Here is a 13,507-nt window from a genome sequence, read left to right as displayed (position 1 = left end):
TCAAAACCTATTTATTATGATTTGCATAAATAAATATTAATTTTTCTTTAAAGGTCCTGCTAGATTATTATTGAGACACAATATAACATATAGCCAAAAATAAATAATTATCAAAAACTAATAGCTCCAGATAAAAAATAATAGCTGAAACTCGAATACGAAGATTAATTTATAGTTACATAATGAAATAAAAAACAAATAAATTATTAATAATTCAAATAGTTTTCTTTGCGCAAATTTACAGATTACGATCTAGCAAAAAGAAAATAACATTTATTGACAATATAATTTGACATTAAATTGTTTTAAAACTTATGTTTATTAGCTAATATTCTAAAGTCGAATATATTTTAAATTCTAATTTTTTGAGAGGAAACTAATCATGAATAATAATTTCTATACTAATGTAAATAATAAAATACTAGAAATAAAAGAAGCAGGCACATATAAAAGCGAAAGAATAATAGCTACTCCACAAGAACCTGTAATTAATCTAGAAAATGGTGAAACACTAATTAACTTCTGTGCAAACAACTATCTTGGCTTTGCAAATAATCCAGAAATAGTTTCTTATGCAAAAAACCATATTGAAGAATGTGGTTATGGTATGGCATCAGTTAGGTTTATCTGTGGTACAAACTCTGTGCATAAGCAACTAGAAAAAGAACTAAGTGAGTTCTTTGAGTTTGAAGATACAATCCTATATCCATCATGTTTTGATGCCAATGCAGGGCTTTTTGAGACACTTCTTACAAAAGAAGATGCTATTATAAGTGATTCACTTAATCATGCTAGTATTATTGATGGTGTTAGATTATGCAAAGCGATGCGTTTTAGATATAACAATAATGATATGCAAGACCTTGAATCAAAACTTATAGAAGCTGATCAAGCTGGAGCAAGGTTTAAAATGATTGCTACAGATGGTGTCTTCTCAATGGATGGTATTATTGCTGATCTAAAGTCTATTTGTGACTTAGCCGATAAATATAATGCCATTGTTATGGTTGATGATTCTCACGCTTCAGGGTTTGTAGGTAAAAATGGTAAAGGTTCAATTGAACATTGTGATGTTATGGGTAGAGTTGATATCCTAACTGGTACTCTAGGCAAAGGATTAGGTGGCGCTTCAGGTGGCTACATTTGTGCTAAAAAAGAAGTAGTAGATTTACTTAAAAATCTTTCTAGACCATATCTTTTCTCAAATGCTTTAGCACCTATAATAGCTAAAACATCTATTAAAGCTTTAGAAATAACTAAAAATTCAAATGAATTAAGAGAGCAATTACAAGCAAATCAACAGAGATTTAGATCAAAAATGACTGCTGCAGGCTTTGATTTAATACCAGGAGAACACCCTATTATTCCTGTAATGATATATGATGAGAAAAAAGCAGCTGAATTTGCTGATAAGCTACTAGATTATGGTATATATGTAATTGCTTTCTCATATCCAGTGGTACCTAAGGGTAAAGCTAGAATTAGAACACAAATGTCTGCTGCCCATACTTTTGAACAAATCGATAAAGCTGTTGATGGCTTTACAAAAGCTGCCAAAGAATTAGGTATTATATAGTTAATAGGAATCAAACTATGAAAGCACTTGCTAAATTAAAAAAAGAACCTGGTATTTGGATGTTTGATGATGCTCCTATACCAGAATATGGCTACAATGATGTTTTAATTAAAATTAAAAAAACAGCAATTTGTGGCACTGATTTACATATTTATAATTGGGATAAATGGTCTCAAGCTACCATACCTGTACCAATGATTACTGGACATGAGTTTGCTGGTGAAGTTGTAGCCAAAGGAAATGGTGTTACAAGTGTAGATGTTGGCGATAGAGTATCTGGTGAAGGTCATCTTGTATGTGGACAATGTCGTAATTGTAGGGCAGGTAAGCGCCATCTTTGTAGAAAAACCATAGGCATAGGTGTAAATGTACAAGGAGCTTTTGCTGAATACTTAGTAATGCCTGCTGTCAATGTTTTTAAGATTCCTGATTCTATCAGTGATGATATAGCTAGTACATTCGATCCTATGGGTAATGCTATTCATACAGCACTTTCATTTAACCTAACTGGTGAGGATGTGCTTATAACTGGAGCTGGGCCTATTGGACTTATGGCAGTCAAAATAGCAAGATTCTGTGGTGCTCGTAGAATAGTTATCACGGATATTAATGAATATCGTCTTCAGATGGCTAGAGACTTCGGAGCTACTGTTGCAGTAAATGTATCAGAGTTTCAAAATCAACAACAATTGACAGCACAAATGCGTAAAGTCATGTCAGAAATTGGCATGACAGAAGGGTTTGATGTAGGTTTAGAAATGTCTGGGATTAACTCAGCAATATCTATGATGCTTGATGTTATGAATCATGGTGGCAAGCTGTCACTTTTAGGCATATCAGCTGGAGATATCTCTGTTGACTGGGGAACCATTTTGTTCAAAGGTCTTACTCTTAAAGGTATTTATGGCAGAGAGATGTTTGAAACATGGTATCTAATGACTAGTATGCTTCAAGCAGGTATGGATATGGAACCAATCATCACACACAGACTTCATATCGATGATTATCAAAAAGGATTTGAAATAATGAAAAGTGGTCAATGTGGCAAAGTGATATTGGATTGGAGTAACTAAATGGAGAATTCGAATCACACAGATACAACTAAAGTTGATATACAGTGGATTTTTACACTATTTGGTACTGCTATCGGAGCTGGATTATTATATCTTCCTGTTCAAGCTGGGCATAGTGGGTTATGGGCTTTAGTAACAGTCCTTATTTTTGCACTACCATTAACATATTATTCACATAAGAATATGGCGAATATAGTTTTATATACAGATAATGGTGGCATCACAGATGTTTTCACACATAATCTTGGTAAGCTATTTGGGCTAATTTGTGTAGTCCTATATTTTTTTGCTATATTTTTAAATATGCCGATGTACTCAATTGGTTTAAATAATGAACTAAGTAACTTCTTATTAAACTATCATATTGTTAACACCAATCTTTCGACTAATATATGGTTTAGCTTTAGTATTCTTGCTGGACTATTAGTTATTGTTTCTTTAGGGATCAATTTAATCCTTAAATTTATGCAACTAATAGTAATATTTCTAATAATATTAGTAATTACACTGTCACTATATATAATTCCATATTGGAACTTTGAGTTTATAACTGATAGTCATTTTGATACTATTAGTTATATCACAGGTGTATTAATGGTCTTGCCAATTTTGATATTATCAATGAATCATTCACCGGTTATTTCTAGTCTAGTAATATTCTATCGTGATTATGTAAAAGTAGAGCGTTCGCAAGAGAAGTACAAAGTATATAAAATCCTTCAGATTAATGCATTGATTCTTTTTATATTTGTACTATTATTCGTAACATCTTGCTTACTCAGCACCACAATACATGACCTTGATAGAGCGAATATAAATAACCTCTCAATAGTAACTCTAATACAAGAACAACATCCAGGGACATTACTAAACATTCTAGCTCCTATGATAGTTTTTACAGCTATTATAAGCTCATTTATCGGTTGCTATATTGGCTCTAAAGAAGCATTAAAATATTTATTCAAATACTTTTTTAGAAATATCTATAAGATCAATATCACAGAAGCAGTCATAAATAGAATTTGTGTCGGTTTAATATTTATGATTTTATGGGTATGTACAATCTGTAATTTCAAGATACTTAACATTATAGGAATATTAGTCGCTCCTACCGTAGCTTTCTTATTGTACGTATTGCCCGTGATAATAATCTACAAAAACATACAATACAAAAACTACAGACGTGTAGTACTTGATTCTATTTTATTTATAATGGGATTAGTAATAATATTTGGATATGTAATAGGTTTACTACTAAAATAGATAACTAGCTAATCTGCCAGTTAGCAAACTCTAAATCATCTTGGGTTGTGATTTTAATATTCTTTCTAGAGCCTTCAACGACTATTGGGTTTATACCATATAGCTCCAAAGCCGATGCTTCGTCTGTTATTTTATCTATGAGATTATTTGTATAACAAAAATCAAATGCTTTTTCTAACTGACCAAGTCTTGATAGTTGTGGAGTCTGTGCAAGCCAAATATCTTGTCGATCAATAGTCTTAGCTATAATCATCTTTATAGCTACCTTTTTAACCGTCTCAAATGCTCTAATAGCCAAGATACCAGCTTGAGTATGAGAGTCTTGAGTTTGATTATAAAGCGCTATGACATCTTCTATATTCACACAAGGTCTAGCCGCATCATGTACAAATATCCAATCATCACTTTTACGATCACCGATAAATTTAAGCGCACTATAAACACTATGGAACCTTGTAGCACCACCTACACAGTATTGAACTTTTGGATGATCAAAATACTCAGAAGTATTCCAAAGATTATCGCTATCACTAATCGCCACAATAACTTTGTCAAAGAAAGAATCTTCCACAAATTTTTCTAAAGTATTATCAAGTATAGTTTTACCATTAATGAGTTTGTAATATTGCTTAGGAATATCCAACTCCATCCTTGAGCCTATACCAGCAGCTGGAATTATTACATACTTATTTGACACTATAAAAAATCTCTCCCTGCTTTATCAACCCCATATTTTCACGAGCCAAACTCTCAAGCACTTCACTATTTTTACGCAGCGAAACTACTTCTGAATACAGTTGAGCATTGGTCTGAGATTTATGCTTGATTTCTTTTGTCTGTGTAGCAATTGATTTTTTTAAAATCTCATACTTTAATAAGCCTGTATTACTAAACCAAAGTTGATATTGTAATAAGGCAATTAATAATAAAACTATTGAAATAAAAATATAAAAAAAAGAATTAGATTTTATACTCATGAAACTATTATTCTTCTACTTGAACCACAACTTTTTCAGTTTCACTTTCTTCTACAACAATTTCTTGAACTTCATGATCAGCTTCTTCTGAACTAAAGACAAATGCCTTAACACCTGGATAGATAGCATTTTCACCTAGCTCTTCTTCAATTCTGATTAGTTGATTGTATTTAGCTATACGATCAGACCTAGATAGAGAACCTGTTTTAATTTGTCCTGAACATGTTGCTACTGCCAAGTCCGCAATGATAGTATCAGATGTCTCACCTGAGCGATGAGATACTACACATGTATAACCCGCTTGACCAGCCATTGCCATTGCTTCGAAAGTCTCTGTTAAAGTACCTATTTGATTTAGCTTAATCAAAATTGAGTTAGCGACACCTTGGTCGATACCTTTAGCTAGGATACTTGGGTTAGTAACAAATAAATCATCTCCAACTAACTGTACTTTATTACCAAGTTTCTCAGTCATTAGTTTCCAACCAGCCCAATCTTCTTCAGCCATACCATCTTCGATAGATACGATAGGATATTTTTCTACCCATTTAGCATAGTATTCAACCATTTCTTCAGAGTTTAGAGACTTCCCTTCAGATGCTAGCTCATATTTACCATCTTTGTAATACTCACTACTTGCTGGATCTAAAGCTATAAATACATGTTTGCCTGGCTCATATCCAGCTTCCTTAATAGCTTTTAAAATCGCTTCGATAGCTGCTTCATTAGATGGCAAATCTGGAGCATAACCACCCTCATCACCAACACCAGCGACACTGTAGCCGTCTGCTATTAGCACTTTCTTAAGTGTATGAAAAACCTCTGTTCCACATCTTAACGCTTCAGAGAATGTCTCAAAACCAGCAGGAACAATCATAAATTCTTGCATATCAACATTATTATCCGCATGTGACCCGCCATTAATAACATTCATCATCGGAACTGGCATCAAATACTCTTTAACATCCATTAAGTAACGGTAGAAAGGTTTTCTCAACTGAGATGCTGCAGCTCTAGCTGTTGCCAATGAAACACCTAGAATAGCATTAGCTCCAAGATTACCCTTATTCTCTGAACCATCAAGCTCTATCATAGTCTTGTCTATTAACCTTTGATCTAACGCATCCAAACCTTTAACAGCTTGAGCAATTTTTGTATTAACATTCTCAACTGCCTTGTAGACACTTTTACCCAAGAAAAGAGATTTATTACCATCTCTTAATTCCAATGCTTCTCTAATACCTGTAGAAGCTCCTGAAGGAACAGCAGCACGACCAAAAGCACCACTTTCTAAAATCACATCCACCTCAACAGTAGGATTACCACGCGAATCTAATATTTGTCTAGCAAAAACTTGCTTGATTTGTGATGACATAACTATAATCTCCTTTAGATAAATTAAGTCTTATTATGAATTTAAAAAAATCCTATCAATTATAAGCTAGCAATGTATGCTTTGCAATTTAATATACTTAGATTATTTTTCTGAAACTATCTCCTGAGCCTCACTAAAGTTAAGACTCTCTGGCGTAACTATGGTGAATGAAGAAGTATCTACCGCTGACTTTCTTACAAAAATTCTATATATTGAATACACACATAGAATAGCACTAAGTATTGCTGTTATGATAAAAAATCCAAATGGCCCAAATACAGACATAACACTAGATATTATAATAGGACTAGCAACGGATCCTATACCATAAGCAATTGTTAAAACCCCTATTGCTCCTAGCACCTCATTTTCCTCTAAAAAATCACTAGCATGTGATATTGACAATGGATATATCACAAAAGCGCAACCACCAAATACAAATATCACTATTGCAAATATTAAATAAGATGTGTGGAATAGAGCTATAAGTGAAGATGCTATAAATATACCGGCACCTGCTAATAATATTACTTTTCGTCTATCGATAAGATCTGAGATTTTACCCATAGGAACTTGTAGTAACATTCCTCCAAGAATAGTTGTCATCATTAACACGGAAACCATATCATGATCAATATTTACTCTAACCATAAATATTGGTAACAAAGTATAGATAGAACCTAAAAGGGATCCACCTATAACACTGGCAGCCATAGCAAGAGGTACTTTCTTGATAATTTTTATTGGTGAACAAACCTCCTCAGAATGTGGTACCGGAGCAACTGTTTTTGTGAATGCCATCAAAACAATTGCAATACTACAAAGCGACGATATAAAGCAATAAGCCAATAGTCCACTGCTAAAATGAACATTTATCATTAACTGTGATAATGCTTGAGTCCCATAATATACAAATAGATATATCGAAAATACTAAACCTCGATTTTTTTTCTCTGCAGATAAAATACACCAACTCTCTATAACGATAAATAATGCTGCAAGAGAATACCCACATACAAATCTAAAAAACACCCAAACAGGTACGCTTTTATTAACACCTACAATCAATGTACTAATTGCCATAAGAGACGCAAATAAAACAAAAGCACGAATATATCCGACTCTAACTATCGTAAATTGAGAGAAATATGATCCTGCTGTCATTCCAAAAAAATAGGCTGCTGATATTATACCTATCATTAAGTTAGAACGACCAAGGCTATTTAGCTCTATTGATGAGTAAGTTGTGAAGAAACCATTGCCAAATGATAGTACACACATTGCAACTATAGGAGTAAGAATAAGAAATAGAGTTTGTCTAACAGTCATTGCCCTACCCTCCGTAAGATATATAATCAATACAGCAGATTATATAGAAATGGACTAAGTAAGTTAAGCTAATTATAGGAAAGTTTTTATAAGAAATTCTATATGTCTTTTTTAAGCTTTAGCCAGTTTATATAGCCATATATTGCATTAAATAGATATATCAACCACATCGCCAAAAATGCGACACCATCCCCTGAACCAGAAAAATACTGTTGCGCCCATATAACTGTTGAGAGAGTATTAATAACTATCCATAATACCCACTGCTCAATATATGCTTTAACCATCAAAATAATTGCTACAACTGATACCACACCAGTTAGAGAGTCAGCAACTAAGCCTATCTGTTGATGAAAGTATCCTTTTAGAATGAAAAAACCATACAAAAATGCAGCTAGCACAATTCCACTAATAAGATAAATCCTATATTTGTTAGATAGCGTTTTTGTGATAATATCACTATTTTCTGTTATATTCTGCGGCTTAGTCCAAGTATATAAACCATAAAATTGCATTGGAAAAAAGAAAAATGCAAAAAGTAAAAACTGTCCATAAATACCCTGAGTATAACAAATGTAAGCATAAGTAAGATTATTTACAAACGCAAAAAAATAATTAAGTATCTTACCTTTAGCAACTAACAATAAATTTAACATACCAGTGACTGTAGCTATAACAGTAAGCACTAAATAATCATCTGTAGTCAAAATACTTATGACAGCTAGAATACTTACAGAAGCCACAAGCCAAGCTATCTCAAAAACATTCCAATCATGAAAAATTTGTGACAGATTAACACGTCTAAAACCACTAAAATAAATAGATAACTGAGAAAAAAACTCATTAATTATACGAGTCATAATAAATAAACCTAATTAGACTAGTTAGCAACTAACTCCATAGCTCCATAAATTCCAGCTTGGTCACCAAGTTTAGCTAATTTAAATTCACATTCTGCATAAATGTCAGCAAATGAATTTCTCATAGCAGCTCGTTTAATTTGTGGCAAATATTGCTCACCAATAGCTTCCATAACTCCTCCACCTAATACTACCATCGAAGGATTTATCATATTAATAGCACTACCCAAACCAGCACCCAAATATTCCATTGCTTCGCTAAGAATATCATTTGCAATTTCATCATTTGCTTCGATTGCCTTTTTGATATGACTACTCTTAAGCTTTCCACCATTTTCAGTTACTAATTCAATAAGAGTACTTTTGATCTTCTTTTTTGCTAAGTTTTCAATCTTTTTCTCTATACCTACTTTACCAGCATATGCCTCTAAGCAACCTTGAGATCCACATCCTGGACAGTATGCTCCACCTTGTTTTATGATTGTGTGACCTAACTCAGCAGCTAAACCGCTATTACCACCATAGAGTTTACCATTTAGAACTAGTCCACCACCGATACCAGTACCAACAAAAGCCCCAACTATATCATCACAACCAACACCTGCTCCATATTTTGCTTCACCTAAAATACCAACATTAACATCGTTATCTACTTCAGACTTAATCTTGTACCTATCTTCAACAACTTCTTTCAGATTAACACCATTAAGATTTATGTTAACACTTCTACGAACAACAGATGTTCTTTTATCTATAAGCCCTGCTACACCAATACCTATACCATCAAGCTTCTTGTCTGAAGGAATTTCTGCGATTAACTTATCGATAACTTTAAATAATTGGCCTATGACAATACTTGTTTCTTCTTTTGCTTTTGATTTAACTTTTGCCGTAGCTACTACTTTTTTACTTTCATCAAACAGTCCAGCAGCCATATTTGAACCGCCAATATCTACACCTATTAACATTACCAATTTCCTTCCAATCTATTAACTGCTATATCCATAGCTCCATAAACACCTGAGTTATCACCCAAAGTTGCGATTTTTAATTCACAAGCATCCAACATTGTCTTAAAAGCATATTTTGAGCATGAGTAATAGATAGCATCTAAATACTCACTCCCAATTGCTTCCATAACGCCACCACCAAACAATACAAGTGATGGATTCAAAAGATTTATATAATTAGCTACTGCAATACCTAAATTCGTCATTGCTAAGTTAACTATGTCTTCTGCTACAGGATCTTTGGCAGCTAATGCTTTTTTTAGGTGAGATCCTTTCAGTTTACCATTATTTTCTAGAACCAAGTCTATAAGCAAGCTTTTAATACCCTTTTTATGTAGGTTTAGAATCCTATTTTCCATACCTACCTTACCTGCATATGTCTCTACGCAACCCTGTGAACCACAACTTTGACAATAAGTGCCTTCAGTATTAATAGTAACATGGCCAACAGCTCCAGCACCGCCGGTAACACCATATAGAAACTGATTATTTATAACTAGGCCACCACCAATCCCTGTGCCTGCAAATATACCAACGATATTTTCATGTCCCTTACCAACTCCATATTTCCACTCGCCGATGACACCTACATTTACATCATTTTCGACAAAAACAGGTACATTATCAAATTTTTGACTAACTCTTTTAGCTATATTTATACCGTTGAGGTTGATATTTGCACTAAAGTTTAAAATACCATTTTTCGAATCAACAAAACCTGCTATACCAATACCTATAGCTTTTATTTTATCTCTTGTTGAATCATCAATTAATTTGTTAATAACTTTAAAAATTTGACCCAAAATCGTATCAGAATCACTTTTGCCTTTTGATTTTACCTTGGCTGTCTTAAGTAGATTTTTATGTTCATCAAAAATTCCTGCAGAAATATTACTACCACCAATATCTAAACCTATGTACATAATTATACCTTCTCAAAAACAGCTATTGACTCAACATGCATAGTATGAGGAAACATATCCATGACTCCGGCACTAACTAGCTTATAGCCTTTGTCATTTACTAAAATTCCAGCATCTCTGGCTAAAGTAGCCGTATCACATGACACATAAACAATACGCTCAACATCAAATTTTTCAATATTGCTACAAACTTCTTGAGCCCCAGCTCTCGGTGGATCTAAAAGCATTTTGTTATATTCAAAATTATTAAACCACTCTTTATCTTCGAAACTTTCAAAAAGATTAGCTGCATAAAATTTAACATTATTAATACTATTACTAATAGCTGTTTCTTTAGCTCTACTAACCATTGTCTGCTCACCTTCTACGCCAATTACTGTTTTTGCATACTGAGAAATTGGCAACGTAAAGTTTCCTAAACCACAAAACAAATCAATAATAGAATCATTTTCTGATATTTCTAAAAGATCAATAGCTCTTTTAATCATCTTTCTATTAATATCATTATTAACTTGAGTAAAATCATTAGGCTCAAAACCGATATTTATCCCTGTAACTGGTTGATAGCTTAACTTCTTGGGCTCAACATCTTCTTGTGGATATAGCCTATAGATAGTATCAGGACCTTTTGATTGCAGATATATCCAGTAGCCATTTTCCAAACCAAAAGCTTTTAGCTTTTCGAGATCTTCATTCACGAATGGTTCAAGATGACGCACGATAAGCGCTGGTCTAGCATCATCAATTGCAATCTCTAATTGAGCTATATGCTGATATATAGAAAGTGTCTCTATAAAAGAGGCAATTTTCGTTAATTTCTCTCCCACAAGAGGATTTAAGACTATACATTTATCTATATCAGCCAAAAATCTGCCATTACGTTCTCTAAAGCCTACTAAAATTTTGCCCTTTTTATTGACATATCTAACACCTAAACGTGCTTTATTACGATACCCTTCGGTTTTAGCTGTACATAATGGTTCTAAAACATTCTGAGGCTCTACACCCTGACCAATATATTTTAGCTGATTTAGCAAAGTTTGCTGCTTGTGCTCAATCTGAGCATCTGTAGACATATGTTGCAAACTACACCCACCGCACATTTCAAAATGTTCACATGGAGGGTTAACTCTATTAGATGATTTTTTAATATACTCAACTACCTTTGCTTCATCGAATTTTGCTTTTGTGAATGTATACTCAAACTTAACTACTTCACCAGGCAGTGTAAATGGAATAAAAGTTGTTTTACCATTAATCTTTGCTATTCCTCTACCATCATGGCTGAGAGCTATAATTTCACCTTCAAAGATACCCTCTTGAGGTTTCTTATATCTTCTAGATCTTCCCATAAAAAATTTTATCAAATCATATTACGACAATTGTATTTAATTAAACTCACAAATACAACTCAAGGAATTACTTCAAATCCATAGCTTTTCCATCATATGCAGCGACATGACCTGGAGCAAACTTATATACACCTGCTGCCGAGTGAGAGAAAATCATATCAACCTTACCACTATTTGATAATCCAGATATTTTCTGAGGATAAATAGCAAAGTTAACCTTTCCTAATGATGATGATAATAATTTAATCTGGCCGGCCTCTGGTTTTGTATCCAACGGTTTAGTTGGACCATATACTCCACCAATATTTGCATAGACATCATATTTAACACCCTGTTGCAGTTTTTCTGGTACGAATATAAACATATTAGAACCCTTCATGGTCTCTGCACCAAACCCAGCAGCAAACCATCCACCACCGCCTTCTTGCCAGTCACTATTTTTACTCATATCAACACTCAAAACAGCACATATATGATCTTCATATTGTGAATATTCAAAGGTCATGTCTCTCATATTAATAGTTTGATATTTCAAATCAGCTGGGCACACTGTAGTACCCGAATCATCTGCATAAGACAATGAACAAATACTCAAAGATAAAAACAACGAACTCAATAATATTTTTTTCACACTAACTCCTAACTACATTATCTATATAAATTCTAGCACACAAAAACATAATAATCTTAAAGATAATGTATATGAAAAAATATTAGACATAAAAAAAGCGACTAATGTCGCTTTTTGGAATCGTGGTGGGTGCTGAGGGGTTCGAACCCCCGACCCTCGCCTTGTAAGGGCGATGCTCTCCCAGCTGAGCTAAGCACCCGATAACTGAGAATTATACAGCCTTATAAAAACAAGTCAAGCTTTTTATATAGATTTTATTAGCCTTCTATTTCATTTCTTAAGATTTGTTCTGGAGATATTTCAGATTCTGCTATTTCTCTCAATGCTACCACAGTAGCCTTTTCTCTTTTTTCATTATCTACAGACTCTGAATAACCTTTTTTAAGTATATTATTCGCTCTCATCGAAGCTAAAACTACTAAATCAAACCTTGTTTCTACCTTATCTAAGCAATCCTCAACCGTTACTCTAGCCATTTTTTACTCCATTTTTCTTCAATAATTGTTTTACTTTGTTATATATTATATCAATCACAGTTTTATTTTGAGCTCCATCAGGAACTATAATATCAGCTTTTCTCTTTGATGGCTCAATAAATTTTATATGCATAGGTCTAACTGTTTCTAAATACTGACTTATAACACTTTCAACACTTCGGCCTCTTTCATTTTGGTCACGCATAAGCCTTCTAATGAAACACAGATCAGATGGTGTATCCATATATACTTTGAAATCCATCATTTTTAGTAGCTTACGATCATTAAATAACATAATGCCTTCAAGTATAATGACACTTACACCACCAGCGATCTCTTCTGACTTTTCTTTGACTCTTGAGTGAGTTGTATAGTCATAGTAAGGAATATGGATATCTTTACCCTCAACCAAATCAGCTAAATCTTTCCTTAAGAGTTTGTGATCAAAAGCATCTGGATGATCATAATTAATTTTATTAGCTTCTTCAAAGCCAACCATCTCTCCCCAATTTTTATAATATCTGTCTTCAGAAATTACAGCTATTTGGTTTAGATGTTTTGATTTTAATTTTTTTATAATTTCATTTGAAAATAAAGTTTTACCGGAGCCAGATCCACCAACAATACCGATTATAAAAACATCGCCTTTACCAGCCATTATT

14 protein-coding genes and 1 tRNA gene are annotated in these 13,507 nt (G+C 33.3%); 3 read left to right on the top strand and 12 right to left on the bottom strand.

Features of this window, described 5'->3' with window-relative positions; translation table 11 throughout:
* Positions 1-382 precede the first annotated feature (382 nt).
* Genes FQ699_RS03200 through FQ699_RS03190 form a run of 3 tightly spaced genes read left to right on the top strand, consistent with a single transcriptional unit; the run spans position 383 to position 3,912 of the window.
* Entirely contained in the window at positions 383-1,576 is a 1,194-nt protein-coding gene (locus FQ699_RS03200; RefSeq protein WP_146421098.1) for a glycine C-acetyltransferase, read from the top strand.
* Between the two features lie 17 nt (positions 1,577-1,593).
* Positions 1,594-2,649, top strand: a complete 1,056-nt coding sequence (tdh, locus tag FQ699_RS03195) for an L-threonine 3-dehydrogenase (RefSeq protein ID WP_146421097.1) — start codon at positions 1,594-1,596, stop codon at positions 2,647-2,649.
* Complete coding sequence (locus FQ699_RS03190) at positions 2,650-3,912, top strand: amino acid permease (RefSeq protein WP_146421096.1); 1,263 nt, start codon at positions 2,650-2,652, stop codon at positions 3,910-3,912. It begins immediately after the preceding gene.
* A 4-nt stretch (positions 3,913-3,916) separates the two neighbouring features.
* Here the strand turns inward: FQ699_RS03190 and ispD are convergent, their stop codons facing one another.
* From ispD to udk, 12 genes are all read right to left on the bottom strand, one after another.
* Positions 3,917-4,609 (bottom strand): 2-C-methyl-D-erythritol 4-phosphate cytidylyltransferase, encoded by a 693-nt coding sequence (gene ispD / locus FQ699_RS03185; protein ID WP_146421095.1) that lies wholly within the window; start codon positions 4,607-4,609, stop codon positions 3,917-3,919.
* Positions 4,599-4,889, bottom strand: coding sequence for an FtsB family cell division protein (locus FQ699_RS03180; RefSeq protein WP_013923473.1), 291 nt, complete (start codon positions 4,887-4,889; stop codon positions 4,599-4,601). Before FQ699_RS03180 ends, ispD begins: the two co-directional genes overlap by 11 nt.
* Before the next feature lie 7 nt (positions 4,890-4,896).
* Entirely contained in the window at positions 4,897-6,264 is a 1,368-nt protein-coding gene (gene eno / locus FQ699_RS03175) for a phosphopyruvate hydratase (RefSeq protein ID WP_146421094.1), read from the bottom strand.
* A 102-nt stretch (positions 6,265-6,366) separates the two neighbouring features.
* Positions 6,367-7,593 carry an MFS transporter gene (locus tag FQ699_RS03170; RefSeq protein WP_013923475.1) on the bottom strand — a complete coding sequence of 409 codons (1,227 nt, stop codon included), beginning with the start codon at positions 7,591-7,593 and terminating at the stop codon, positions 6,367-6,369.
* A 98-nt stretch (positions 7,594-7,691) separates the two neighbouring features.
* Positions 7,692-8,453: a nicotinamide riboside transporter PnuC gene (gene pnuC, locus FQ699_RS03165; RefSeq protein WP_146421093.1), complete on the bottom strand. Its 762-nt coding sequence runs from the start codon at positions 8,451-8,453 to the stop codon at positions 7,692-7,694.
* 20 nt (positions 8,454-8,473) lie between these two features.
* Positions 8,474-9,421, bottom strand: a complete 948-nt coding sequence (locus FQ699_RS03160) for an ROK family protein (protein ID WP_146421092.1) — start codon at positions 9,419-9,421, stop codon at positions 8,474-8,476.
* Positions 9,421-10,386: an ROK family protein gene (locus tag FQ699_RS03155; protein WP_013923478.1), complete on the bottom strand. Its 966-nt coding sequence runs from the start codon at positions 10,384-10,386 to the stop codon at positions 9,421-9,423. The genes FQ699_RS03160 and FQ699_RS03155 overlap by 1 nt, the downstream gene beginning before the upstream one ends.
* Before the next feature lie 2 nt (positions 10,387-10,388).
* The gene (gene rlmD, locus FQ699_RS03150; RefSeq protein ID WP_146421091.1) at positions 10,389-11,738 is read right to left on the bottom strand and encodes a 23S rRNA (uracil(1939)-C(5))-methyltransferase RlmD; all 1,350 of its coding nucleotides are present in this window, start codon (positions 11,736-11,738) and stop codon (positions 10,389-10,391) included.
* A 67-nt stretch (positions 11,739-11,805) separates the two neighbouring features.
* Positions 11,806-12,369, bottom strand: a complete 564-nt coding sequence (locus FQ699_RS03145; protein ID WP_146421090.1) for a hypothetical protein — start codon at positions 12,367-12,369, stop codon at positions 11,806-11,808.
* 123 nt (positions 12,370-12,492) lie between these two features.
* Positions 12,493-12,568, bottom strand: a tRNA-Val gene (locus FQ699_RS03140).
* A 58-nt stretch (positions 12,569-12,626) separates the two neighbouring features.
* The gene (rpoZ, locus tag FQ699_RS03135) at positions 12,627-12,845 is read right to left on the bottom strand and encodes a DNA-directed RNA polymerase subunit omega (protein WP_013923481.1); all 219 of its coding nucleotides are present in this window, start codon (positions 12,843-12,845) and stop codon (positions 12,627-12,629) included.
* Entirely contained in the window at positions 12,838-13,503 is a 666-nt protein-coding gene (gene udk / locus FQ699_RS03130; protein WP_013923482.1) for a uridine kinase, read from the bottom strand. The genes rpoZ and udk overlap by 8 nt, the downstream gene beginning before the upstream one ends.
* Positions 13,504-13,507: the final 4 nt, after the last annotated feature.

This window comes from Francisella salimarina (assembly GCF_007923265.1).
Lineage (GTDB): Bacteria > Pseudomonadota > Gammaproteobacteria > Francisellales > Francisellaceae > Francisella > Francisella salimarina.
Note: the sequence above shows the minus strand (reverse complement) of the source record. Positions and strands in the feature narration are given on the sequence as shown.

Bases quoted from the DNA above. Each gene is read 5' to 3' on its own strand.
- FQ699_RS03200 (WP_146421098.1), top strand. From the start codon at position 383: ATGAATAATAATTTCTATACTAATGTAAATAATAAAATACTAGAAATA.
- tdh (WP_146421097.1), top strand. From the start codon at position 1,594: ATGAAAGCACTTGCTAAATTAAAAAAAGAACCTGGTATTTGGATGTTT.
- FQ699_RS03190 (WP_146421096.1), top strand. From the start codon at position 2,650: ATGGAGAATTCGAATCACACAGATACAACTAAAGTTGATATACAGTGG.
- FQ699_RS03180 (WP_013923473.1), bottom strand. From the start codon at position 4,889: ATGAGTATAAAATCTAATTCTTTTTTTTATATTTTTATTTCAATAGTT.
- eno (WP_146421094.1), bottom strand. From the start codon at position 6,264: ATGTCATCACAAATCAAGCAAGTTTTTGCTAGACAAATATTAGATTCG.
- FQ699_RS03170 (WP_013923475.1), bottom strand. From the start codon at position 7,593: ATGACTGTTAGACAAACTCTATTTCTTATTCTTACTCCTATAGTTGCA.
- pnuC (WP_146421093.1), bottom strand. From the start codon at position 8,453: ATGACTCGTATAATTAATGAGTTTTTTTCTCAGTTATCTATTTATTTT.
- FQ699_RS03160 (WP_146421092.1), bottom strand. From the start codon at position 9,421: ATGTTAATAGGTGTAGATATTGGCGGTTCAAATATGGCTGCTGGACTG.
- FQ699_RS03155 (WP_013923478.1), bottom strand. From the start codon at position 10,386: ATGTACATAGGTTTAGATATTGGTGGTAGTAATATTTCTGCAGGAATT.
- rlmD (WP_146421091.1), bottom strand. From the start codon at position 11,738: ATGGGAAGATCTAGAAGATATAAGAAACCTCAAGAGGGTATCTTTGAA.
- rpoZ (WP_013923481.1), bottom strand. From the start codon at position 12,845: ATGGCTAGAGTAACGGTTGAGGATTGCTTAGATAAGGTAGAAACAAGG.
- udk (WP_013923482.1), bottom strand. From the start codon at position 13,503: ATGGCTGGTAAAGGCGATGTTTTTATAATCGGTATTGTTGGTGGATCT.